The 26,355-nt window shown below is 34.1% G+C and carries 23 protein-coding genes; 1 reads left to right on the forward strand and 22 read right to left on the reverse strand.

The window, feature by feature from the left end:
- Positions 1-31: 31 nt before the first annotated feature.
- The 22 genes from NK356_RS10725 to NK356_RS10830 all read right to left on the reverse strand — a co-directional run bounded on the left by NK356_RS10725 (position 32) and on the right by NK356_RS10830 (position 24,310).
- Positions 32-748, reverse strand: coding sequence for a hypothetical protein (locus NK356_RS10725; protein WP_253316960.1), 717 nt, complete (start codon positions 746-748; stop codon positions 32-34).
- 696 nt (positions 749-1,444) lie between these two features.
- Positions 1,445-3,124: an SGNH/GDSL hydrolase family protein gene (locus tag NK356_RS10730; RefSeq protein ID WP_253316961.1), complete on the reverse strand. Its 1,680-nt coding sequence runs from the start codon at positions 3,122-3,124 to the stop codon at positions 1,445-1,447.
- 283 nt (positions 3,125-3,407) lie between these two features.
- Positions 3,408-5,051, reverse strand: coding sequence for an SGNH/GDSL hydrolase family protein (locus NK356_RS10735; RefSeq protein WP_253316962.1), 1,644 nt, complete (start codon positions 5,049-5,051; stop codon positions 3,408-3,410).
- A gap of 306 nt (positions 5,052-5,357) precedes the next feature.
- Positions 5,358-6,209 (reverse strand): EboA domain-containing protein, encoded by an 852-nt coding sequence (locus NK356_RS10740; RefSeq protein ID WP_253316963.1) that lies wholly within the window; start codon positions 6,207-6,209, stop codon positions 5,358-5,360.
- A 105-nt stretch (positions 6,210-6,314) separates the two neighbouring features.
- The gene (locus NK356_RS10745; RefSeq protein ID WP_253316964.1) at positions 6,315-7,157 is read right to left on the reverse strand and encodes a hypothetical protein; all 843 of its coding nucleotides are present in this window, start codon (positions 7,155-7,157) and stop codon (positions 6,315-6,317) included.
- A 56-nt stretch (positions 7,158-7,213) separates the two neighbouring features.
- Positions 7,214-7,792, reverse strand: coding sequence for a hypothetical protein (locus tag NK356_RS10750; RefSeq protein WP_253316965.1), 579 nt, complete (start codon positions 7,790-7,792; stop codon positions 7,214-7,216).
- Positions 7,779-8,333 carry a hypothetical protein gene (locus NK356_RS10755; protein WP_253316966.1) on the reverse strand — a complete coding sequence of 185 codons (555 nt, stop codon included), beginning with the start codon at positions 8,331-8,333 and terminating at the stop codon, positions 7,779-7,781. The genes NK356_RS10750 and NK356_RS10755 overlap by 14 nt, the downstream gene beginning before the upstream one ends.
- Positions 8,334-8,355: 22 nt before the next feature.
- Positions 8,356-8,910, reverse strand: coding sequence for a hypothetical protein (locus tag NK356_RS10760; RefSeq protein ID WP_253316967.1), 555 nt, complete (start codon positions 8,908-8,910; stop codon positions 8,356-8,358).
- A 30-nt stretch (positions 8,911-8,940) separates the two neighbouring features.
- Positions 8,941-9,531 carry a hypothetical protein gene (locus NK356_RS10765; RefSeq protein WP_253316968.1) on the reverse strand — a complete coding sequence of 197 codons (591 nt, stop codon included), beginning with the start codon at positions 9,529-9,531 and terminating at the stop codon, positions 8,941-8,943.
- A 45-nt stretch (positions 9,532-9,576) separates the two neighbouring features.
- A complete protein-coding gene (locus tag NK356_RS10770; protein ID WP_253316969.1) occupies positions 9,577-10,074 on the reverse strand; it encodes a hypothetical protein in 498 nt (165 codons plus the stop codon).
- Between the two features lie 12 nt (positions 10,075-10,086).
- Positions 10,087-10,947, reverse strand: a complete 861-nt coding sequence (locus tag NK356_RS10775; RefSeq protein ID WP_253316970.1) for a DUF4138 domain-containing protein — start codon at positions 10,945-10,947, stop codon at positions 10,087-10,089.
- The gene (locus NK356_RS10780; protein WP_253316971.1) at positions 10,944-13,301 is read right to left on the reverse strand and encodes a TraG family conjugative transposon ATPase; all 2,358 of its coding nucleotides are present in this window, start codon (positions 13,299-13,301) and stop codon (positions 10,944-10,946) included. The genes NK356_RS10775 and NK356_RS10780 overlap by 4 nt, the downstream gene beginning before the upstream one ends.
- Before the next feature lie 42 nt (positions 13,302-13,343).
- Positions 13,344-14,525 (reverse strand): conjugative transposon protein TraM, encoded by a 1,182-nt coding sequence (gene traM / locus NK356_RS10785; RefSeq protein ID WP_253316972.1) that lies wholly within the window; start codon positions 14,523-14,525, stop codon positions 13,344-13,346.
- A 3-nt stretch (positions 14,526-14,528) separates the two neighbouring features.
- A complete protein-coding gene (locus tag NK356_RS10790) occupies positions 14,529-14,936 on the reverse strand; it encodes a M23 family metallopeptidase (RefSeq protein ID WP_253316973.1) in 408 nt (135 codons plus the stop codon).
- Positions 14,937-15,069: 133 nt separating this feature from the next.
- Entirely contained in the window at positions 15,070-17,034 is a 1,965-nt protein-coding gene (locus tag NK356_RS10795) for a type IV secretory system conjugative DNA transfer family protein (RefSeq protein ID WP_367399301.1), read from the reverse strand.
- A gap of 93 nt (positions 17,035-17,127) precedes the next feature.
- Positions 17,128-17,814, reverse strand: a complete 687-nt coding sequence (locus NK356_RS10800) for a hypothetical protein (RefSeq protein WP_253316975.1) — start codon at positions 17,812-17,814, stop codon at positions 17,128-17,130.
- Between the two features lie 42 nt (positions 17,815-17,856).
- A complete protein-coding gene (locus NK356_RS10805) occupies positions 17,857-18,093 on the reverse strand; it encodes a hypothetical protein (protein ID WP_156106618.1) in 237 nt (78 codons plus the stop codon).
- 222 nt (positions 18,094-18,315) lie between these two features.
- Positions 18,316-18,615, reverse strand: coding sequence for a hypothetical protein (locus NK356_RS10810; RefSeq protein WP_079242096.1), 300 nt, complete (start codon positions 18,613-18,615; stop codon positions 18,316-18,318).
- Between the two features lie 204 nt (positions 18,616-18,819).
- On the reverse strand, positions 18,820-19,140 hold the full coding sequence (locus tag NK356_RS10815) for a hypothetical protein (protein ID WP_034700103.1): 321 nt from the start codon (positions 19,138-19,140) through the stop codon (positions 18,820-18,822).
- Positions 19,141-19,319: 179 nt separating this feature from the next.
- Positions 19,320-20,309, reverse strand: coding sequence for a hypothetical protein (locus NK356_RS10820; protein ID WP_253316976.1), 990 nt, complete (start codon positions 20,307-20,309; stop codon positions 19,320-19,322).
- A gap of 574 nt (positions 20,310-20,883) precedes the next feature.
- The gene (locus NK356_RS10825; protein ID WP_253316977.1) at positions 20,884-22,245 is read right to left on the reverse strand and encodes a T9SS type A sorting domain-containing protein; all 1,362 of its coding nucleotides are present in this window, start codon (positions 22,243-22,245) and stop codon (positions 20,884-20,886) included.
- 496 nt (positions 22,246-22,741) lie between these two features.
- Positions 22,742-24,310 carry an RICIN domain-containing protein gene (locus NK356_RS10830; protein ID WP_253316978.1) on the reverse strand — a complete coding sequence of 523 codons (1,569 nt, stop codon included), beginning with the start codon at positions 24,308-24,310 and terminating at the stop codon, positions 22,742-22,744.
- Between the two features lie 345 nt (positions 24,311-24,655).
- Between NK356_RS10830 and NK356_RS10835 the strand changes: the two genes are divergently transcribed.
- Positions 24,656-26,355 (forward strand): reprolysin-like metallopeptidase (locus NK356_RS10835; RefSeq protein ID WP_253316979.1); only part of this gene is annotated, 1,700 nt, incomplete at its 3' end.

Genomic DNA, 26,355 nt, shown 5'->3' on the forward strand with positions numbered 1-26,355 from the left:
TTTCGCTGCATAAGATAATTGATTACAAACATTACAATGTATTACGCCTCAATCCTGTACTTCTACTGGCAGTTTGCGCTTCTTTCTGCTGTACTTTGGATTTTGAAGGGCTGGCATCTTGTTTTATATTAGGATTAGGACTATTTAATGGCTTAGTAAACATTGCTAATCCGGATTTATTCGTATTTTTTATTACAGATTTTCTTATTTCACGTCTATTATCAGTTTCACTATTCTGTTTCAAATCCTCCTTACTGCTGTTCTTTTTTTCTTGTGTTTGAGTTTCTTCTTTATTATTTGATAATTTTTCTTCCATCAACTCTTTGACAATCTCTCGAAGTATTTCAGCTTTGGGTTCAGTAATTTCATTATTTTTCCTGCTTTCCGCATTTGATTTGGCATAACTGTATGCTACTTTCCCTCCGATGGCTGCAACGCCGGCTATTGCAGAAATTGCCATAACTGCTATTCCTAGTGGTGGAAAAAGTAATGCAAGTCCCAATCCTACAGCTAATCCAATCCCGGTAGATTTTAAAGCCTTCTTAATAAAGGAGCCGTTTTCCGCAATAGAATCAAGGAAACGCAAACCTCTTCCTTTCTTAGGTTTTTCTATTTGAGAGCTGTCTGTCTTTGCGTTTTCATTTATAAAATCAGTATTCTCATGCATATCTGTTTGCTTTGTGTGAGAACTGTTTTTTTTTATATTCTTGTAATGTCCGTCTAATTTTTCGTTTTCTGATTGAACCATAATATATAAATTAAATACTTTAAGAATTGTTATATGATCTTGGTTTTAGTCCCCTTCTAAGCAACATATCTTCTTACTTATGTCTGGTCACTTGCCAAAATAAACTGCCAGGAAATAGATAAACTTTAAAGTTTGGACGATTGGTTCTAAACTAATAACCTGAGTTCGGGATAAGAATTTCTGATTGAGATGGTTTTGAAGCTGGGAGATGGAAGCTGGAAGAAGTGTAGAGCATCAACAATGGCTGTTTCTCTTTTTTAAGAGTCAATTTCAATTTGTTTAAACTTTTGTTTATTGAAACATTAAGATGTATTAAGGTGTTGAGAGTATTAAGATGAGCTTCGCTTTAAGCTTAAAATCAGAATGATTCATCTTAACTATACTTTATTTCTTAAATCCTTCTTAATGGTTTTAATAGATATCCAATATTTTTTGATAAGTTGAAACAACTTCTGTATTTACTTGTGATGCGACTGTAATTTTATAACTAAAAATAATTACCTCCATCCTATTTCTTCCAGCTTCCAGCTTCTCGCTTCCCGCCTTCAATATTACTTTACTTAACCCGAACTCAGGTTAATAATAAAAGTTTACAACATTAATAATAACATGTAACACTTAAATTTTAAGTATACTTAATGTTTAGTATTAACGCTGTAAACTTAAATGAGTCTATCAGATCACTTCATTTTACCTTTAAAGGCTTGTATGGTGCGACTTAGTACTAGGTTTTTCTTGTTTTAAACCTTTTTGTTGCTGTTGTCTTAGGGCTTCAGCAGAGAGGGCTGCTGCCTTTGGATTTGCCTTCACAGTAGGAGTTGTAAATTTACTAAGGTCTGATTGATCCTTGGAACGGGTAAGTGGAATCTTTACTTCTTTTTCAAAAACTTCAGCCTCAACAAGCGCATCCTGTGCTTTCTGTATAAAATCAGGACTTGGAGAAACAGAAAAGCCTTGAACAAGGTGGGATGCAATAGTTAAAGCAATAACTTTATAAGCCGCCTGAGTGGGATGTGCACCATCGGATGTCGCTACAAATCCCAGATTATTGGCTGTTATATTATCCAATAATTGTCTAAATGTACTATTGTCGTTTCTGAATTTACCATCTTTATTTTCTCTCAATAAAGAAGCAACCTCGTCGTATAACGCTGTATTTGATACATTTAAATTATCCTCCAATTGTTTAGGAAGATTGTTTGCAAATACTTTGTCAAGTTCTACCCTAAGTTTGGCAATGTCTTCCTGATGTTTTTCGGGCTTTATCTGTTGATAGTACTTGGCTACAAAATCTATCTGGCTCGGATAGGTTCCGGTAACCATTAATGCATTTTTTATAGCCTTTATGCTGGGAAGTTTTTCAGCTGATATCTTTGGATCTGCCATTTTTTTCAGGATTAAATCACCCACTTCCTTATGAAGTATAATCTCATTATCACTTTTAAGGGCTTTATCCAATAGGGGTTGAATCTCAGCAAATACTTCCTTACCTCCTTTAGTATCTTTATATATGGCTTCAAATTCTTTTAGGGTATTGGCAAGCGAAGTATCCGTACTGTTTTCCGGTTTTCCAAATTCTACTTTTCTTCCGTGGCGCTGTGCAGCTTTTATAAGACGTAAGTTATATAAATTGCTCTTAAGTGCACTATACATATCAACAACCATCGTATCATCATATTTATCCGGAAATGCTGCTTTTAGGTGCTTGTTGAACTCCAAAGTAGCTTCCTGGGCTTTAAGTACGATCGGATCGTTCTGTGATTTAGCATAACGTACAGCTTCTACCGGAGCTGGATTATTGATCACCATAAAATATGATTTTCCTCCATCCTTAGCAACACGATCACGAATCTGATCAGTCATCTCTTTGACCTGAGCAACAATTGACTTCATTAATGCAGGGTCTTTACCGTCAGTAACTGTATCATTTAAACCAATCCAGACAATATGTAATGTATTTTTAGACTTAGATGTATCACTATCTAATTCTTTGAAATATTTTTCTTTCTGTTCTATGATGGTTGTCAACCCTATTTTATTGGCAAACTTTTCTCTTTCATTAACTACCGCTCCGCCTACCGCATAGTTTACGAAAGACAATCTGTTACCAGGGCTTCCATGAGTTGACTCTTTCAGAGACATATGCTTCTCCGTTAAAGCATTAGTTTGTTTCTTATCTTTACCATCTATCAGACTCTCGCCACCAGACCATTCCCACACGAAATCGGTCCAGTTTTTTGTGTCGCTAAAACGTCCCACAGAATTAACACGCATGGCACCAGTAGCTCTTGCTAAAAGACCTGTTATGGTATTTTTTTTAATACCAACGTCTGACATACTGTCCCCTAAAATTACTATTCTATCTATCTCTTTCATAATTAAAAAATTTTAAATTACTGTATACATATTGTTATCCTATATATCTTCTTACAAATTTATTTTTTGAGTTAACTGATCTATATATTTTTTATACAATTAAACCTGGATCGTTGTAGTTATAAATTAAAATCACTAGCGAAGTTAACAGTATTGCAAGGTAGAAATTGTGATTGCTTAGTATTAGTTTATACTGATTCAAAAATCAAAAAGTTACAAATTTAAAAACCCTTTTAAACTTGCTTTACCCTTAAGAATCTCTTAAGATCCCTTGGTTTTACCTTTAAAGGCTTGTATGGTGCGTCTTAGTAACAGGTTTTTCTTGTTTTAAACCTTTTTGTTGCTGTTGTCTTAGGGCTTCAGCAGAGAGGGCTGCTGCCTTTGGATCTGCCTTCACAGTTGGTGTAACATAAGCTGATTTATCAAATTGAATCTTTACTTTTTCTGCAGAAATTTCAGTCTCAACAAGTGCATCTTTAGCTTTCTGTACAAAATCAGGACTTGGAGAAACAGAAAAGCCTTGAACGAGATGGGAAGCCATCGTTAAAGCAATAATTCTATGAGCTGCCTGAGTGGGATGTGCACCATCAGATGTCGCTACAAATCCTAAGTTACTGGCAGTTATATTATCCAGTAATTTTCTAAATGTACTATTGTCAGGGCCTTTTTTATTTTCTCTCAATAAAGAAGCAACCTCGTCGTATAACGCTGTATTTGCGACATTTAAATTATCCTCCAATTGTTTAGGAAGATTGTTTGCAAATACTTTGTCAAGTTCTACCCTGAGTTTGGCAATATCTTCCTGATGTTTTTCTGGTTTTATTTCCTGATAGTATTTGGCTACAAAATCTATCTGGCTTGGATAGGTCCCGGTAACCATTAATGCATCTTTGATAGCCTTTATGCTGGGAAGTTTTTCAGCTGATGTCTTTGGATCTGCCATTTTCTTAATGATTAAATCACCCACTTCCTTATGAAGCATAATCTCATTATCACTTTTAAGGGCTTTATCCAACAGGGGCTGAATTTCAGCAAATACTTCCTTACCTCCTTTAGTATCTTTATATATGGCTTCAAATTCTTTTAGTGTATTGGCAAGCGAAGTGTCTGTACTGTTTTCCGGTTTTCCAAATTCTACTTTTCTTCCGTGGCGCTGTGCAGCTTTTATAAGACGTAAGTTATATAAATTGGTTTTAAGTGCCTCATACATATCCACAATCATCGTATCATCATATTTATCCGGAAATGCTGCTTTTAGGTGTTTGTTGAACTCTAAAGTAGCTTCCTGAGCTTTAAGTACTTTTGGATCATCCTGTTTTTTAGCGTAACGTACAGCTTCTACCGGAGCAGGATTATTTACCACCATAAAATATGATTTCCCTCCATTCTTAGCGACACGATCACGAATCTGATCAGTCATCTCTTTGACCTGAGCAACAATTGACTTCATTAACGCAGGGTCTTTACCATCAGTAACAGTATCATTTAAACCAATCCAGACAATATGTAATGTATTTTTAGACTTAGACGGATCACTATCTAATTCTTTGAAATATTTTTCTTTCTGTTCTTCAATGGTGGTCAATCCTATTTTTTTTGCTAATTGTTCACTTTCACGAACTACAGCACCGCCTACCGCATAGTTTACGAAGGACAACCTGTTACCAGGGCTTCCATGAGTTGACTCTTTCAGGGACATATGCTTCTCCGTTAAAGTATCTGTTTGTTTCTTGTCTTTACCATCTATTAAACTCTCACCACCTGACCATTCCCACATAAAATCTGCCCAGTTTTTTGTGTCACTGAAACGTCCCACAGAATTAACACGCATTTTACCCATAGCTCTTGCCAGCATACCTGTCATAGTATTTTTCTTTATACCAAGGTCAGACATACTGTCCCCTAAAATTACTATTCTATCTATCATAATTAAAAATTTTAAATTACTGTATAAATATTTTTATCCTATGTATCTTCTTACAAATTTATTTTTTTGAGCGAACTGATAAATATATTTCCTGTCCAATTAAACCTACATAGTTGTAGTTATAAATCAATGCATTACAGGATAATATTTGTTACTCCCTTATCTTATGAGTTAAAATATGGCCAGACAAATTTTAAAGATCTATCGAATGAGATTGGGAAAAAAACACTCAATATTGGAGCAAAATTCTATACTCCGAAATCTCGGAAAACCCGTAACATTGTTATCCTCTGAGTTGATTTTATCTTATTTATTTTGAATGTAATATTGTTCTCCGATATAGTTCCATAAAGTAGTATTTATGGGCCTTAATATATTATTGCAGGTATTGGAACCATTTTCCCGGAGTACCATGATGGCTGCATGCTTTGAAAGCGGGTCACCAAATTCGATAACTTTTAGCAGGCATGCTGTTATCTCTTTATTAACAAATCCATCAATCAATCGCCAGATCTCCGGCGATACTGTTCTTCCCGCACTCCATCTCTCGTTAATATAATCGGTAGCAATAAAAGCCAGCATTTCATTTTTACGCAGGTCCAAATTCTGAATCTGATAGAGAGGCCGCCACATAAACAATGCTTTAAGAACCATCTGATTCCAGGAATTTAAAGGCAGATATTTGGCTGCAAAAGGATTGAAAAGCGCTATGGAGTCGAAGACAGAGGTGATATTGGTTCTTATTCCCTCTTCAACAAGAGGAACAAATTCACAGGCATTTTCCAGGAAGAATATTCCTTTATAAATACAGATAAATTCGTTGATATCTGCTGACTGTATGAGTTGTTTTATGATAGCTATGTTCTGATCTTCAGGAATAAGGACCATCAATAAACACCGGCAAAATTGCTGGAGATTCCATTGTCCGGAGGTAAGGTCTGGATACAGCTGCTCAAGGATAATTTTTTCAGATGGGCTCCAATCTGGTGAATCGGATGAAATCATACGAGGGATTAATCCAAAATTCTGAAAGAAGAGGTCCTCATTTTCAAAGAGCATAACAGTTTTCATCCAATCCATCTGAGCTTCTGAAAGCCTGGTTTGGATCAATGAGTATAATATTTCGCAGGAATTATTATTAAAAGTGTTTTCAGTCATTTCATTAGTGTTTTTGAATTGTTATATAATGGGACATATATTGATCATAATTTCTTGTAAAAAACCTTTAATAAGAAAACTAAATACATCTCATTCAGATTTATTTTATTTAGATTTTATTGCATTAAAAGCTTTTCCAGGTAGACCTCTCAGAACAGAACCAGCCTTATTACTCAACTTATTACCGGATTCAGGATCAACTAAAAGATTGGCAAATTGTGGAACTTTTAATATCATAAGTATCATGATAACCTGAAAAGCAATAGACAGAAGAACATTCGTGAATTCTGTCTTATCAACAGACAAAAGAACTATAATTACTTTCAGAATTGTTAATATGGGTTCCCATAGCAGTATAGACAGGAAACCAAAGAACCATGACTTCAGAATTCTTTCATTAGATACAATAAGTGAAAAAGGCAAAACAAATATTCCCAACACATAATAGACAAATATCATCAGTAATTGTCTCATTAAGATATACCCTCCAACAACAGAAGCAATAAAATAAATAATGATATGGAAAAGTTCTAAAAAGGGATTAATCTGCAGAACATCATACACACCATTTCCATCTGCCCCAGTTCCCTGCACATGGGTTATAGCAGTTTGAAAGGCCTGATCAAAATCAGCAGGGCTGCGTCCTGTCACTTTATAGGCACCATGTTTTATTATATCGGATAAAATATCTACAGTATCAAATAATAATAATTTTACCAGAGGAATATATAATGTAATTGCCATAAGAGTGAGAATAGGTCTTAAAAGAGCATCCCGTCCAATCTTTTCATCCGGATCAGCCATTGCTTTCATTACTTTATACCCCACAAAAACAAACGTAAATGTAACGGCTATGAGAAGAACGTAAGGTCTCGACTCATTAATAAAGAGATCAAATCTAGTCTGAAGAATTGATCTATATTGATCTAGAATTTCATTTATTGTCATTTAGCGTGTAGTTTTAACCATCGATAACTTTTTCATTTTACAGATGTTATTATATATTATTTAAGTAAGACTTTATTAATGACCGATAAGGATTCCAGGTCTTTCTTGATAGACAAAACTGTGGCTCTGATTTTCAAAATCCTTATTAAAAGCTTTCCGAAAACAGTATAAACCTGCCCCACACCTCCGGAGAGAATTCCGGATGCTAAGTATCTGTAATAGTCATATTGGGCTTCATCTAAATACTTGTCTTCTGTTTCAAGATCACCAGTTTTCTTTATCAATGAATATTTAAGAGATAATGGAGTGAACTTTATGATGTCAATAACCTTTTTTATATCTTTTATTTCTTTTTTGGTAGTTTCAATTGTAGCAATAGAAGCAGCGGCAAGCGCAAGGCTGTTGATGTTTACCACACTCTTTTTATCATCAATCTCTTTTTCCAGCTTTATAAGTTTTTCCAGCAACTTATTCTGTTCGTCCTTTAGGGCAATTTCTGCCCCTAATCCTGCAACAATTCCAGCTTTGGTTCCTGCAACTACATAATCCGTAATATCAAAAGACACTGTCTGCGTATAAAAAAAACTAAAGCTAAAAAGAAGGAGGAATGTAGATAGTTGTTTAATAGTTTTCATCTTCCAGTGTTACTCTTATTACTTTGTCTAATGCCTGCTGAATGAGGCGCAACCGCTCTCCTTCAGGAATGTAGTTGGTTGTATCCAGATAGTTTGTAATGTTCTCTTTCTCGGAATCATATTTTTTTTTGAATCTTCTTCTTACTAAAAGGTTTGACAGTTTACCGCTTGAAAGAGGTGAAACAGCGACTATCGGATATTTATCCTCTATATAACTATAACTTGTTTTGGATACGAATTTCAACATATCATCTTTTTTTGAAGTTAAACCAGATGATATACGGGTAAGTTCCTTATTAGGTTCTATATAAATATCTTTTGTCCTTGCAACAACAGCACTTTTTGCTATAGCATACCCATTTAATTTTCTATGCGCTGAAACAATATCTTTATACAGCTCCTTTGACAGAAGATCATTGGCTGACCAACTCCAAGTTAAATTAATGATAATTTGAGCTTTGAAGATGACAGACAATAATAATGATCCTACGAAAAATGCCTTAATACTGAATGATCTGAAATCAAAATATAGTATATTCATGACTCTGAAAAATTTATATTAACTATTTAACAAATTGCTGAACTAATTTCTTCTTGAGATTACTCTGTTTTATATTTTCATCTACCCTATCAAGTTCCCGGTTAATGGCAGACAGGGATGCCCTTAATTCTTCATACAGATTAATTTTTTCGCCCAGAATGGTAAGCTTTTCACCATTTAAAAAATTGGAAGACATATTCTCTATCTGGTTGTCTGCTGAAAGTAAATACACTTTATTCTCTTTCTTTTTTGAATAAAACAGGAAAGAAAGCTTTTCATTATCTTCCTTAAGCTTACTGGCTCTGTCTTTCACATTATTGATAATATCATTTACTGTAGAAAGCCAGGCAGCACCACCATAATACAGAAGCCTTTTTCTATACTCTTTTACAAAATCTTTCGTCCTTTTCTCTGTTGTTTCTTCTCTTTCTTTTAAAAAAATATTTTCTACAATAATTGCAGCTGAACCAAGGTTTGAAGGTACGTCCGAAATTGGTCCAATAGGATTATTGGCAAATGGTTGGGAATAAGCTTTTATTGAAACAAATAATAACAGTACTATTAAAAACCTGTACATATTGGAATAAATTTATAGTTGAATAGAAAACTAAAATACAATTTCAAGGTTCTTGATCAATTGGATGAGATCCGGATTAGATTGTATCAGAAGTGCCAAAGCAGGCAAAGTCATAACACCAAAAACTTCCTTATCATTTTTAGAATATACCCTTACCAGCAGGTCACGAACTCTATAGATTTCCTGTCTTTCAGACGCTTTAATTTTTGAGGCATCAACACTTTGAAGAGCAAGAAGCACTAATTTATCTAATGCCAGAGATTTTAAATAATCTTTCTTAACATTGGTTATATAAGGCATTTTTTTAAACTGGTTCAATATAACAGGTCCTACCCCTAAAGCCCCGGTAGTTAAAGACTTAATAATAAAACTATTCTGCTTGTCAAATTTATTTGACTTTTTATAATTCCTTTCCAAAAATTCTTCATCATTCTTAATCATTTCTTCCAGATGATCATTTTGTAACTTTAGCTGCACAGCTCTTGCACTGGTATGTAAAAGAACTTCTGCAAGCTTTTTCCTTGTATCTGAATCTGTATTATTCAAATGAATAGCAACATGAAAAATCTGAGCTGAAAACAGCTGAAATGTTAAAAAAAATATAATGGATAATACTCTCATAATACTATATTATTAAAACTTATTATACATGAATAAATATTGAAGTTACTTAGGTATAAGACCTAATTTGTAGAATAGATTGCTTTGTTCTGCCTCATATTTCATTTCATCCAATTCCTTAGTCAGAAAATTCAAAGTACTTATAAATCCTTCATCCAGCTTTTCTCTGTTTCCGCGGTTAATCTTTATTCCTACGCCTGCTATATATGCATCTTCCAATATGCTGTTTGCGGCTTTAATATATGCCAGTTTCTTTTTGCACTTGCTTTTCTTAACAGGATTAAGGTAAGGGTTGCAAACGTTGGCATATTTGGAAAAATTAATAAGATCCTTTTTAGAGATCGTGGTTCTGGCCGAATTTTCAATTTCATTAACAACCTCAGTCTGAACCAGCTCATCTAAGCTTTTTTTTGTAGCTTTTTCATAATTATTAGTGCCATCTTTCTCAATAATTCTCTCCACTAAACCTATGGGATCAATGTAGGGTAACTGTCCCTTATACTGCAGTGAAAAAAACAGGAATAGCAGAATCAGATATTTCATAACTGAATATATTTATATGTATTCCGGAAATAAAAGCTTCTTTCTGGGAATGCGGATATTTACGCTTCTGCCTCCGGCATGCTCCCCTACTTCAAGACTCAATATCTCATCTTCGTTTAAGGTGAACTTATCAAAGATGAAGGTAAGAACTCTTGTTTCACCCAATTTTATATTTCGCTGGTCGCCACAGGATTTTACCGGTGTCAGTATTCTCTCCTGATATACATAATCTTTCTTTGCCGCATTATTATTCTTGAGTTTTGATCTGAAAAGGACCTGGTCTATATCCAGAGTGATTTTAGAGGTATTATAGATTTCTACGCGTAATACAATTTTATTCTGAAAATTTCTGTAATAGATTCCATTTAAAGTCAGGTTCAATCCATCACTATTATCTTTAATTTTTACGGTAGAAGGAGCATTTTCAGATAACATACACAATTCCTGAAGATCTTGTGCTGTTTTTTCTTCCTTTTCAATTTTGTTGATATTTTCCTTTGCAAAATAATCTATCTTAGTAAGGGTTTCCACTGCCTTATACGTTGTAATATTCGGGTCTCTGTTGTACCCCATATCAATAGAATAATAGCTTCCTTTACCGTTAATAACCGTAAGATTTGCCTGTTGACTTTTTGGATCATTCAGCTCTTCTCCCGTATGCTTTAATTTTAGCATATTACCAATGGTATCTGCAACGAAATAAGTAGATCCCACATCCACATACTTTATTTTTTCGTCAAAAATAATGTGTGTTGTTTTCACATCTGAAACTTCAATTGCCTGGCGTTGAGATAGAGGCTCCAATATTTCCTGGGCGAAAGATCCCTGAGAGCACATAAAAAATAGAATAAATAATACAATGTGTTTTTTCATTTCTTTTGAGAATTTAAATCAATAAAATCATTAATAGCCACAGACATGTTTCCTTTTGCTTCATATATACCCCGGATTATTTTGTTTTCATCAGCATTGGAAGAATAACATGCATATCTTTCAGGGGATACTTTGACTTTATATACATTAGACATACTTCCTACTTTCACATATACTTCTCCTTTGTCTGTAGAGTAAAGTTTTTGAAGATCAGATTCACTGAGTGACAAATATTTGGAAAACTTATCTTTAGATGCCATTTTCTTTTTATGTGAAAGCATAATCAAGGTATCCGTATTATTTACCATGGCAGGGCCGGCAGCAGTATCTAAAATATCTTCCAAATCCTGGGTCGCAATAGCAACTTCTCCATAAAACTTACGAACGGTCTTATACAAATATTTAATAAACTCTGCCATTTCTCCTTTAGAAATAGGTTTCCAACACTCGTCTATAAATATTGATTTTTTCTCTCCGGGAATCTTCTGAATCTTCGTCATCACCAGATTAATACACAACATCGTAACTAAAGGGAACAGTATAGGATGGTCTTTGATATTGTCCATTTCGAATACAATAAAACGCTCATGAATCAGGTTCGCAGGTTCTGCTGCATTGAGTATATCTTTATAATGTCCGTCGTAAAAATCTTTGAGAGAGAGTTTAAAGCTGATTTTATCAAAATAACTTGATTCTTCTTCAACCGCTGTATTTTCTGATATAAACTCATAGAAAGTAGACATACAAGGAAAAATACCATTCTTGACGACATGTTCGTAATAAAGATCCAGATAGCTGGACAGTATTTGTTTTTCTTCTCTGGAAGCTCCTTCTTCTCCTTTCCATAAGAAAAAGATCAGTGAAAGCAGAAAGGTTTTCTTATCTATGTTAATTTCATCTTCATCATAGTAATAGAAAGGATTAAATTGTAAAGGTGAGTTTAAGTCGTATGTAAAGTAAACACCCTCCACCAATTCACATAGCTTTTTATAGGAGTTTCCTATATCTATCATTACAATATGGTGACCCTGCTCATAATACTGACTCGCAATATGATTGATCAAAAATGACTTCCCGGTTCCTGAAGGCCCGAAAATTAATCTATTTCTGTTCACAATGATTCCCTTTTTAACAGGTTCGTCCCATAAGTCAAGACGTAAAGGAGATTCATTTTTACGGTCACAGAAAAGAATTCCGTCTTTATTACTCTCGTAATAGGACTCAAAATTCAATAATGAAGAGGTTTGCTCGGATATACCAATAAATTTATGATTCTCTGAAATATAAGCAGGAGCTCCGGGGCAATTATTCATATATAATTCCTTTAAGGCATACTTAACCTGATAAGGCGTAATTCCTAAATCCCTGAAAGCATTTTCTAATAAGTTGACGTCATGCTCCAATTTCTTCTGCGAAACATTCCAGACGATCACACTAAAGTGCTGATAAATAAATGTCAATTCTCTTTCCAAAACATCTTCTACCAGATCTTCTACCTGTTGGTAAGTAACCTGATTTTCTCTTGAAAGTATCGCCATACTTTTAAATTGATTCATTTTGGTCTTCAGAGAAGAAAAAACTTTTTCTGAATCTTCAATAAAAATCACCTGGTTGTAGATATGGTTTACATCCAGCCCTGTAGATACCGGCTGTATAAAAGGAATTCTGAAATCAGTTTTAGGTGTAGAATATTCAATGCTTTTGATGGTGCTGTTAATGGTAATAGGAAGTTGATTATTTGAAGAAATGGTATACAATTCTGCAAATTTATTTCCTACCTGCAAGTTCCTGTCAAAAAACATATCTCTCAGGTTAGTCTCTCCTTCTTTCGAAAGAGATAAATATTTCCCTAAAAGAGCAATAATCTGATCACTATTCAATCTTTCCACAGTGAAAAAGCTTTCCTTTGTTAAAAATGAAAGACTCGATTCTACTGCCTTGATAAAATCATCTATTCCGTCTAAGTATTTATTATACTGGCTGGAGTTATTAAGTATACTTACTTTACTTTTAGAATCTTTTATTATTGTAAGATAACACTCATGGCTCATGGTCGGCTTTTCATGGAAAAACCTGTTATCACTTGCTGATAAAAAATTAGGACTCTCAGATACATGCTCTGTGATAGAATCTACAAAAAAGAAATCCTGTTTCTGCAAAATTGTTCCGGCAGGTAAAGATCTGATCACTTTGTCAAAAATCACACTAATCTGCTCAATCTGATCGCTATCAAGCGAATATATCTGAGGAAGCATAACCTTATAGACCAGGCCAACATCTCCTTTTTTACTAATTAGCAAATCATCATCTACAGCTAATATGTTAAATATTTTTTTGATATCTATATCTTTCATAATCTTAGGAAATAATTCTTAATACCATTTTATAAGACTTCTCTAATTAGAAACAGAGTTATTATTGGATGCTCTTATATTGATCCATAATTGGTATTTTTTAGGTAAAAACACTCTTTTTTTCTCAAATACTTCTTTACTGATTTCTTTTCCAGCTGATAAAATTGCCAGGTTTCTGGCCTCCTTTAAATCGACCCCAGTATTAGTACCTCCTAAAATAGAACCGCTTGCATTTGTTCCTCTTTCAATGGCGTAATCAAAAACATCTTTCGAAACTGTTGATGGTATTTTAAGCCAGGAATGGTTATTCATATGAATACCTTCTCTTCCGTCATAATCATACACTCTAAAGTTTAGCAGGTAAAGAACATTATCTTTTTTATAACTTTCAATATCAATATTTATACGGTCTTCTCCTAAAGATATTCTTCCATAAACAATTGTATTCTTAGGAATTACCAGCCCACCTGAGACATCTGAAAGCCTCATATCTTCTTTTATTCTTATAGGAATAATACTTTTGTCTAGTATTCTCTTCTGTTCTATAGTTTCTGAAGGAATGAGTTGTAAAATCTTTTTATTACTGCCAGCTGTTGTCCCCTGGAAAAAATTCTTTTGATCTCTGGTATCATTTTTAGCCAGATTCTTTTTATTTTCTCTTGTTTTTGAAGTACTAACCGAATCTGCAGAATTACCAGAGACTGCATTTTCCGCTAATCCTGAACGAATCTTATTCTGAAGCTCAAATATTTTACTCAAACTATTTTCAGGGTCTGAACCATAACCGGAACTATAGCCTGAGCCTGAACTATACCCAGAACCGGAACCGGAAGGATAGCTTCTCTCTTGTGAAGAAATGCTAGATAAAGCTTTCATGTAACGCTCTTGCCTTTTAGCATAGTCATTTTCTTCACTCTGGCCATTAAAGTTCTGCAGTTGTTCCTGCAATAATTTTTCATCTTCCGGAAGTTCGGTATCTATACCATATTTTCCATCTTTTGAAAAATACTTCTTTAGATCCCTTTCATCCTGATTATAAATTTCTAATTTTGATCTTTCTTCAAGCTGTTTCTCATCTACATTGGGAGTTAAAATCAATTTATCATTGGACTCCTTCATTTTTGGGAAAAGTATGAGGCTCATAATCAAAATAAGAATCCCTAAGGCAGCCACAAAAACAACCCCAATGATGATCTTTTTTTTCTTGTCTAGATTTGCAAACATATTTTATAAACTATTATTACACATAATATTCAGAAACAATAAAGGGTCTATTCTTTTACCTTCAAGTATTATTTCATAATGTAGATGAGGTCCTGTAGAATGTCCTGTATTTCCACTTAATCCTATCATTTGTCCAGGCTTTACATATTCACCTTTTCCAACAAACAGGGCCATTAAATGTCCATACCTGGTTCTAAAACCTCCCTGGTTATCAATTAAGATTGTATTCCCATATCCTCTTTCGTATGTTGAACTTAATACAATACCGTAATAGGTAGAAAACACAGCAGTTCCTGTAGGTACAGAAAAATCAACACCTTGATGCTTTTTAAGTACTCCATCAATAGGATGTTTTCGATATCCGTAATGGGATGAAACAATTTTATCATAGGATTCCACCGGTGGTATCATCTTTTGTGATTTTATTTTTTGACAGGTAAACACTATAAGAAAAACAACATACACAGGAAGCAAGCTATTTCTTTCGCTAAATACTCTATACATAAGAAGTTACCATCATTATACATTTTTTCAATTAAAAAAATCAATCCTCTTCAGTGGCTATATCAGACAGTGGCTCAGTGGCCATATCTGCTTCTTCCTCCTGAGAAATTCTATATAATTCGTTTTCAATAAGAATATCTACCTCTTTTACAATCCTCTCAAAATTTCCATTTAAAACCTCACTGATCATTTCTCCTTCTATGACGGTTGGTATTTCCTTCTTTATCTGATCAGTACGCTTCTCAACTTCTATTTTTCCTCTAAAAATCTTTCTATTAATTTCTTCTCCGAAATTATCAGCAACAACCCCTACAAATTCTCCCTGAGAAAGCTGAGATATCGTAGATACCGGAATGGCATACTCCAAATTCTCATTGATAGAATATGAATTATTGGTATCAATTGTTATATTTTTTAATTTTTGTTTTTTCTTTCCAAAAATTTCCTGAAGCTTGTTTGCTGTCTCACTTCTTACCGAACCGCTGAAAATATTCCCTACGATATTAAATATTGTTTCAGCTACTTTATCACCGTAATCTCTCTTCAGCTGTTCAAGATCCTGCATTCCGATGGTTGTAGAAACTTTATTGGATCTGGCCGTTGCAATCAGGTTATCTAACCCCATAAAATACATGGTTGGTAACTCATCCAATATGACTGAACAAGGCTGCCTTCCTTGCTGATTAATTTCTTTTAGAAGTTGGGTAACTACAAGCCCTAAAGCAGGAGAATTAGTGGTTTGGGTACTTGGTGAGTTAGCAATAATTAATATGCATGGACTTTCCGGATTATTGATACTTAATGAAATATTCTCTTCAGGGAAAACATTATTCCCCATTACCCAAAACAATTCCTTTGTTGCCAACTGAGACAGGGGTATTCTCGCAGAAGCCGTCTGACCTGAAAGCTGTTCATAAGCCTGCTTTGCCAAAGCATCTGCAAAAGGAGTCATAAAGAACCTTAGTTCTGAGTATTTCCCAAAAACTTTAAATACTTTTTCATCCGGCAAAGAAGCTAAAGATATGGCATGAGGCAACGTACAAAACTTCCCATCTTCATAAATTCTCAAGAAATAAATACAGGCTGCGAAATAGGAAATAGCAGATTGAGCAAAAAAGTCTTTTTCTGTAATCCATTCTTTATTCAAATTAAATAAGATGGTTTGTGATGCTTCAATGGCATCTGCTGCTTTCCTTATCAGTTGAGGATCCAGAGGATTCACAAAATTAGATTTCTCCAAATCATCTAAAGAAACTACACAAAAACGAGGTTTAATATTGTATTTTTCTTTATAATATTCATAAAAAGCAAATGTTTCTTTTGCCAGTGCAGGAAATTTGAAATCATACACCATCATTGAAAACTGCTTTTGAATATGCTGCCGTATATACTCTTCAACCACAGAGTAAGACTTTCCTGATCCCGGAGTTCCCAAAACCATCGTGGCCCTAAAAGGATTCACTACATTAATCACCCCATTTTCTGTTTTAAAATTCACAGAATAAGGGTTTTTCTTAACTACTTTCTCTTGTTCAAAAATTAGATTCTTGTCATTAAATTCATCCTTCTTATCATAAAAATTGAAGAATTTTCTGAGTTTTAAAAATCCAACGATATAAATAATATAAGACGCAAAAGATATAATAGTATAAGATATAATCTCGATCTTCAAAACCGATACGCTTAAGAAAATAATAAGGGATATTCCTGCTACTATAATATTCTTCATAAAAGAAGAATTTTCTCCTACCTCTCTCTTAACTTCAAAACCAAAGCAACAAAAGGTAACAATAGTAAGGCTTAAGGCTCTTAATAATAAAGGATTCTTAATGAGAGGGAAAGCTTTAAATAACTTTATGATGAATATATTGATATATTCGTTACCCAAGTTTCTCTGAGCTACATAACTATATTTAGAATAATAAATATCTACTAAAACCAATAGTATACTTACTAAAAAAGAGAATATAATTAAAATATCTAAAGAATATTTATCATTTTTCATTATATACAAATTACGATGGAATCCAATTGTTGGAATTCCAAATTATCTACCAATACTTACTCATCAAAAAGGATTTCAGCATACTATACTGTATCAGTTATCCTCAGCATTAGGAGGGGTTTCCTCTTGTACACTATTGCCAGCATTAGGAGCTGAAGCCTCTTCAAATCCTTTACTTTTGAACAGGTAGTTTTCAATAAGTAACCCATGAGGATTATTTTCAGTTCTTGCTACATTATATAAATCAAATGAAGCATAGAACAGATTTTTTGTACTCACATTCTGGTCAACTCTGGAGACACTGAGTTTTCCATAAACAGATGCGTGATAAGGATATTCTTTATCATTAACTTTTATAGAATCTATATCTAATTTTTGAACTAAATTTTGAGATTGTATCCTCGCAAAATGCCCATTTGCTTTAAGAGATAAATACAATTGTTTACCAGAGTTTCCGATCAGATAGAGCGCCTCATTGATATTCTTATCATAGCTAAATTGATCATAGCCAAAAAATAATCGGTGAAACACTTTAATATGATTCTTAATCTCAGGTAATCTATAATTTTCATAGTCCTGATCATTATTCATAGAATTTGCAATGGCAGCTTGCCCCTTTTCAGTTAGAACATATATCTTTTTAGTAAAAACTTTACTTACATAAACAGCCCAGATTCCACTGGAAACAATCGCTATTACTGTGATAAAAAAGCTAAGAAATAATGCTTTTTTAACTAAAGAATAAGTAGAAGGAATTTCACGTAATTTTTTTAAATCCATTGTTTTTTTATATTGATAAATTATGATACAGATAAAAGCCTTCTATCTGAATATTTTAACTTTAAAAGAAGCTTTTCTACAATTTTCGCATAAGAAAGATTGCCTGTCATCCCCATTTTCTGATAATGAGGCACTATTAGCAAGCTTAACATTTTGGTTACTTTTACACTTTACACACCTGATATCATTATCTAATGCTTTATTTTCTGCTTCCATTGAAGCAAACTTCACTCTTTCTTCTTCAATATTTGAAGAGGTAAGAAAAGATTTAAATTCCATAGTTAAATTAAAGGTGTTCTTAATGGGCATAGTATGAGAATACATGCCACAAGCAAAATTTTAAGAAAAAGTAATTGACAAGATGATGTTGAATAATTTTACATTGTAAAAAGTATTCAATAAGTCTCACAGAGATAGATCGTGTTAATTTTAGAAAAAAGCTATACAGACTGCTTAGTACATATAGCTTAAATCTAACAATACTATGTAAAGAACTCTATATTAGATGAATACATGAGTAATAACATCAACCAAACCGAAAATAGCTAAACCTATTACAAAACGGACAAAATTCTTTTGAGCCTGTTCATTACCTTGCATATACTGAACAAATATCAGAAAAGCACCAACAATTGCAAAAGCAGCAACACCTGCGTTCAACGAAGTTTTAAGAGTCTGTGTCCACCCAGCAATTTTCGTATCAATTGTTCCTGCACCTCCTCCTGTTTGAGCGTATAATAAACTCCCCATTGGCAATAATAATGCAATAAAATTCCTTCTATTAAATTTCAAATTTTTCATTCTATTATATTTTTTTTAAACTAAATTTTAATTTTATTTGTTTATGTTGATCTGTATCTGGAATACCTGTTGAAAATTTAGTATTCCTGTTTTTTTGTCATCAGTATCCCGTAGAATGATACCATTCCATAAACATTTTGATAAATAAGACCTTGAATATAAGCTCAATGACTTAATTCAGATCAATTAATGATTTGTAATACTTCAGTTACTATTTTTCTTAAATCCTTTGCTGTCTTTTGAATTTATACTAATCAAATTTTCCAGTTTCTCATCAAATCTGATACATTGTACTCCCATCTTAAAATCAAAAAAAAACTCTTTAAATTCACCTTTTCTAGGATACTTTTTTATTATGTATAAATAAATAACAGGAATTACTAAAAACACTAATGATAATAAGACCTTCTTAAATACAATAAAAAGGAATAGCATTAAACATATAACAACTATCATAGCGGTAATTACAGGATAACCAAAGATTAAAGGCGTCCTTTCCAACGTTTTTGGGGTTTTATATTCCATACAAGTTGTGTTTATTTTATTCGAAAAAGTTCTTTATCATTACAAAAAATCACTTGGGAGACAACCTATTTTTCTCAGCTCACAATTAATTCCTGTGAGTATATAATTAAGTGGTAGATTATATAGAAGTATCCTATCTATAGTATATTTTTTGCTTGTGTCTTTATTATTCAATATTTTTAACGCAGTTTTGGTCCTTTAGGAGGAAGTGCAGGAGCAGCCTCAGACACGACTTTAGGAGCTCTAGCAGGCAGTTTTGGTGATTTTGGAGGAAGTTTTGGTGCGACTTCAGGTTTATTCTGAGTCTCTGTAAATCTTGAAAGGTCAATTTTATTTTTACCTGATCCTACTTCACGCGCATTTGCATACAGACTTTCACCAGCATTTGCATATATACTCTGGTCTGCATTTGCATATAGACCCTGATCTGCATTTGCATATAGACCTTCTTTTATAGATGACCCGTTTTTCTTGCTCTTACTTTGTTCAGATTTCGCTACTTGTTGGATAAGCGTTTTTTCAACTTCAGTAGTAAGCTTTTCCAAATCAATTCCTTTCGTTGCTAAAATCCCGATATTATTCGGATTTCTACTTTTGGTAAATACTTCAATATTTTCCTTACTATCATCAACAAAAATATTATGAACAGTACTCAATCCTTCAATACTTGATTTTTGTGCTTTTTCATATTTTTTTATTTCTGCATCCTTACTTTTAGCCATTACAATTCTATCCTTACTAATAGGAACAGCAATCATTGGAACATTGTTTAAATCAGTTAAACCCCTTGTTTCGTATACTGCTTTAATTGCACCCGGAAAAAGAGAGGCAGTTAATACAACAACGTCAACACCTTGATTTTTACTTTTTTTAACAAATTCATTCAAACCCTTTGCATCAAAAAAGTTAAATGTTTTTTCAGGCTTTCCTGCTTTTTCAGCTTCTTCTTTAGCAGCATTTTTAGCATTTATCAATGCAACCTGTACAGCATACTTGGAACTTAGTGTAAGAGGATCTTTACCCATAAGCTCTTTCATTAACTGATCTTTTGTTAATCCAGGAAGATCATTGTCTTGATACTTATTTGTATATTTCATGATCGCATTATGTAGATGACCATCAAATTGGGTATTATCAAAGTCTAAAAATACATTTGTTTTCTTTTTCATTTTTTGTACCTATTTCTTAATACTGATATTTACATTATTGTAGTCGATAGAATTTTGAAATCCTGACAAAAAATTTTTATTTTTTTTTCAACATACTCACAACCATCGGATTATGTTATTTATTAAAAATGGAAAAGTAAATACGCTTATGCAATACAAGCCTGGAGAAACGATAGAACTCAACTTACATTATCTTTGAATTCCCATTGTAAATCCTTGAATTTATTTGTATAGCCAATTGAATAGAAAATCTCAATTGGAAAATCCGAGAACACGTCCCAATAATATCTTTCAAGAAGACCAGCCCATTGCACAATATTTAATTACAATTGCCTTATTACTTAACAACATAATAATTTTCAAAATTAAATGATTTAATAATCCATCAAAAAACAACGCTGTAAGAATAAACAGTCAGGCATGTAGTTTTTATTCATTTTAACAATATGAATAAAAATTACACTGCTATCAATATATAGCTGCCAATAATAAATATTTCTCTACAAAAAAATGGATGGCCATAACAGCCATCCACATACAGTTAATAAATATGAAGTTGATTTTAAAATAAATCCTATTTTTTAAGGAATTTAGCAGATGATTGGCTGCCATCGGTAAACACAACATTCACCATATAGTTTCCGGTCATAAGCTTTTGCACATTAATTTTTACACTTTGTCCTTCTAAAGAAATCTGCTCAGTGCGGAATACTTCCCTACCCATCGTATTAACAACAGATACTGCTTTTACTTTTTTATCAGATGATATTTTTACATTCAGGTAGTCCACAGCAGGAGCAGGATATACTGAGATAGAAGAAGAACTATCTTTCATCTCTCTACTCTGAACTCCGGAAGTTCTTGCTGCTGATGATGGAGCAACATCCGTTAAATACCATTCTTCCAGGTCATTGCCTGCCTTAGTCCCTAAGAGAATCAGAACTCCACTCGAATTAAAGGAACCTTGAAGTGCTAAATTAAGCCCTCCTTGCAGATCCTGAATATAATACGAGTTGTCTCCTTTTCCTGTGGGTAAAATACGGAATCTTTGTACCCCAACTGCATAACTAACATAGTCACTAGTTCGAACTAAATCCCCATACTGTTGACCATTGCAAGTCAATGTAGTGGCAGTGCCTGCAATCCCAATACTATAAAATCCATTGGCTTCAGCCTTTAATATAAACTTATTGGGTAAAGTCGAAGTTGTTGGATTTTGTGTATCTGTCATTAATGCATTTGCAAAAACACCCAACGTATATCCTGTCTTTTTGCTCACTATATATTTAGGTCCATTGACAAGTCTACGCATTTCTGTAAGCTCAATTCCATTACTATAGAGTATACCTGTATTCTGAGGATCAAAAGCCTCTTGTATTTTTCTGCCTAGTTCTGGTCCATTAGGATTATTTTCGCCATTCTCCCAACCTACAGCCATTGTTGATCCAAAAAACTCATCAGCACCCGCACCATAAGGTACGTCATTTCCGTACAAACCAGATAGAACAGCTACGGTTCTTTTATTCTGGTCAAATATTGGTGAACCAGATGCTCCTACATCTGCACCCTGAAACCCATTGGCTGTTCTTACTAATCTTGCTTTAAATGTTTTATCTGGATAATACCATACCCATTGCGGATTATTGTATGTTCCAATTTTTTTACTTTCCCCCAGTGGAAAACCCATATATACTCCTGATGTAGGAGCTATAGCCTGACGGTCATACCCATTTATATATACTTGTGATAAATCCAGCCCTGGAATAGTGGACAAATCTGTGACTACTTCTGCCACAGCAATGTCAAAAGGATGGTGGTAAGTTTTAGCTACAGGTTTTATGGTTACTTGAGCTTCTATTGTAGGTACCATAGCACTTCCTGTACAAGTTTGGTTTTCATATCCGAAAGTCAATGTTACCTGACTATTTTGCAGCATGGGCTCGCTATGCATTGCATGAGTCGCTGTAACCAAATAGATTTTACCATCTCCATTATTGATTAAACTAGCTGTTCCATATGTTCCAAGAGCGACAACTGATCTTTTTTGTTTTTCCCAATTTGCTCCTTCAGAACAATTTACATTAACTTTCTGTGCATTTGTTAATGAAAAACTTAAACCGCATAAAAGCGCACTAATAATTATTTTTCTCATCTAATTAAAATTCTAAATTATTTTTAATTGTATTAATACTGTCTTGCATGCGGTAAGTAATAATATTTCAAAACTAAAGGATTTAATAGTGGCTGAAAAATTTATTGTGTAGAAAAAAACAGACAGTCTATAGTTTTTCCTCAATTTATTAAATTAAAAAAATGACATTATCACCGATGTATAACTACTGCTAATAAATATTTCTCTACAAAAAAAATGGATGGCCAAAACAGCCATCCACATACAGTTAATAAATATGAAGTTGATTTTAAAATGAATCCTATTTTTTAAGGAATTTAGCAGATGATTGGCTTCCATCGGTAAACATAACATTCACCATATAGTTACCGGTCATAAGCTTTTGTACATCAATTTTTACACTTTGTCCTTCTAAAGAAATCTGCTCAGTCCTGAACACTTCCCTACCCATCGTATTAACAACGGATACTGCTTTTACTTTTTTATCAGATGATACTTTTACATTCAGGTAGTCCACAGCAGGAGCAGGATATACTGAGATAGAGCTAATTGACTTTGAAGTATCTGCATTTTTAGAAACAGAATTTCTTGAAGCATATCCAGGTGCATCTCCTAAAAACCACTCTTCGTAAGCTGCTCCGGACTTCGTTCCCAAAACAATTTTGGCTCCATAGTCATTGGAAGAGCCTTCTATTGTAAGATTCAACCCCGATCTTACATCCTGAATATAGTAAGTCCCATCCCATGAACCTGTTGGCAATATTCGAAACCTTTGATTAGTATCATTTGGATAAGCTATGTTCTGCCCGGCAGTAATTTTACTCCCGGCATTAGTCCCTATACTTCCAATTACAACATTATTGGACTGGCTTTTAAATTTATAATAGCCATACATATCTGTGCTTATAGTGAATGTGTTAGATCCACCAGAGGTTGATTGTTGAATCAAATCACCATTGTTGTTAATGGTAAATACATAACCAGATTTTTTATTAATTAAATATTTAGGACCATTAACAATTCTACGCATTTCCGTAAGGTCTATGCCATTGGTATATTCTAAACTGGTATTATTAGGATCCAGTGCAGACTGCAATGTTTTGCCTACTAAGTACTCATTAATACTTTCTCCATGCTGCCACGCTCCTGCTAATGTAGTACAAACAGCCTCTTTTTGTGTATAAGAAGGATTGAGAGTCTGGCCTTGTGAATTATATACTACAGCCTTTGTCCTCTTGTTCTCGTCAAATATAGGTGAACCAGAAGTATTACTTGCTCCTTGGTATCCGCTAGCTGTTGGTATAAGTGTCACAATCAGTTTTTTACTGTTATCATAAATTACCGGAGCTTGTGCCTTATTAAATGTTCCTATTTTCTTTGTATCATTATAATTTGGAAAACCTATATATGCTCCTGATTGAGGAGCTGTATCCTGGCGATCCCATCCATTGAGATAAATTTTTGATAAATCCAAGCCTGGAATAGTGGATAAATCAGTGATAACTTCCGCAACAGCATAATTATAAGGATCCTGATAACTTCTCGCAACTGGTTTTATAACAACCAAAGCTTTAACGGGAGGATTGATAACACCTCCTGTACATGTTGTATTTTCTGCCCCAAATGTCAAATCTGCTTCAATATTCTGTCCCATAATATAGTCATTCATTGCAGTACGGGAAGTTAATAAGTAAATTTTACCATCACCATTATTGATCAAACTTCCCACGGCATTCCATGAGAATTTTACAACAGCATTTTTTTGTTTTTGTAATGCTGCTCCTTCCGGACAATTTACATTTACCTGTTGCGCGTCCACGAACTGAAGGCCCATACCACAAAGCATTACGCTAATAATTATTTTTTTCATGTGATTAAAATTCTAAATTGTTTTTAGTTGTATTAATACTGTTTGGCATGCGGCAAGTAATAATATTTCAAAACTATGGGATTTAATAATTTATCAAAAGTAAATACTGTAGGAATAAACAGACAACTATGTAGTTTCAGATGAGAGGTCCTGTATTAGAAAAACGACAATATAGATAATCAACTATTTCCAACAATACAATAAATACATCACTCTTAATTACATCAACTAACCCCAAGGCCAACAAGCGAAAAACTACACAACCGTAGTTAAATATCTACCCTGTTTTCTATTTGCAAACAGCAATTTCTATATAGATTTAGCCAAAGATATAATAGCTATCCTATGAAAAAAAAACTATCAATGATCGGAATGCTCCTTATAACGGGTATTTCTTTCGCACAGACTGACCGTCTTTGGTCTGAAGGTTCAAAAAGAACTTCATCAGAGATCTTTGAAAACAAAACCAGTATCAGCAATCCTAAGGTATACAACCTGGATATCAACGGATTGAAAAACATTCTGGCAAAAGCTCCCAAAAGACTGGCTGCAGGCGAAAAATCAGAACTCATCATCTCTTTTCCGAATTCTGAAGGCAGAATGGAAAATTTTAAAGTGAGGGAGAATTCCAATTTTGCCCCTGAGTTGGCAGCAAAATATCCGGATATCAAATCCTATGTAGGACAAGGTCTGGATGATCCTAATTCCACAGTTTATTTCAGTGTTTCTCCACTTGGACTGTCATCAATGGAAATTTATGGTGATAAATCGGCCGTTTTCATTGAGCCTTACACCAAAGATCTTTCTTCGTATGTAGTGTACAGAAAATCTGACAAAAAAGATGATCTTAGTAAATTTGAATGTACTGTAGTAGATGCTGCACAGAAAGGAGTTTCCAATTCTGCTCTTGCGGCAAGACCTAATGCTGACGATGCTAAACTGAGAACATTCAGACTGGCATTATCCTGCACCGGAGAATACACTACTTATTTTGGAGGCACAAAAGCTCAGGCTTTAGCAGCAATGAACACCACAATGACCCGTGTAAACGGTGTTTTTGAAAAAGACTTTTCAGCTAGAATGGTTCTGATTGCCAACAATGATGCGGTGATTTATACAGATGCTTCTACTGATCCCTACTCAATACCATCAGTAGGTACTTCTTCTGCCAACCAAGGAAATACAAATGGATGGGGAATACAGTTACAAAACACGTTAACCAATGTTATTGGAAATGCCGGATATGACATTGGGCATTTATTTGGAGATTCAGGAGGAGGTGGAAACGCAGGCTGTATCGGCTGCGTCTGTGTAAATGATACTTCATCTAATACTGATAAAAATAAAGGAAGCGGCTATACTTCTCCTATAGATAATATTCCTTCAGGAGATAATTTTGACATCGACTTTGTGGCTCATGAAATGGGACATCAGTTCGGTGGAAACCACACTTTTTCTCATGGAAATGAAGGATCAGGTGTAAACGTGGAACCAGGATCAGGATCAACCATCATGGGATATGCAGGAATCACCAGCCAGGATATCCAACCACATTCTGATGCATTTTTCCATGCGGTAAGTATCCAACAGATTACCAATAATATTAAAGCTAAAACCTGCTCTGTTAATACCAATACAGGAAATTCCATTCCTACAGCTAGCGCAGGGTTAGATTATACCATTCCAAAAGGAACACCATTCGTACTGACAGGTACAGGAACGGATGCTGACGGAGATTCTTTAACCTACATCTGGGAACAAATGGACAGCGCTTCTTCTTCTCAGACGGGAGCAAGCTCTGCAGCAAGCGCTACAAAAGCTTCAGGACCTAACTTCAGATCATGGACTCCTACCACTGCACCTGTAAGATATTTCCCAAGAATGGCTTCGGTTTTAACGGGGGCAACTACTACAGCTGGTTCTGAAATCACAGTAGAAGCTCTTTCTTCAGTAGCCAGAACATTAAACTTCAGATTTACCGTTCGTGATAACAAAGCGGGAGGTTCCGGAAATAATTCTGACGATGCGGTAATCACCGTAAATTC

Origin of the sequence: Chryseobacterium sp. S0630, assembly GCF_024158915.1 — a bacterium.
In the GTDB taxonomy this organism is placed as follows: domain Bacteria; phylum Bacteroidota; class Bacteroidia; order Flavobacteriales; family Weeksellaceae; genus Chryseobacterium.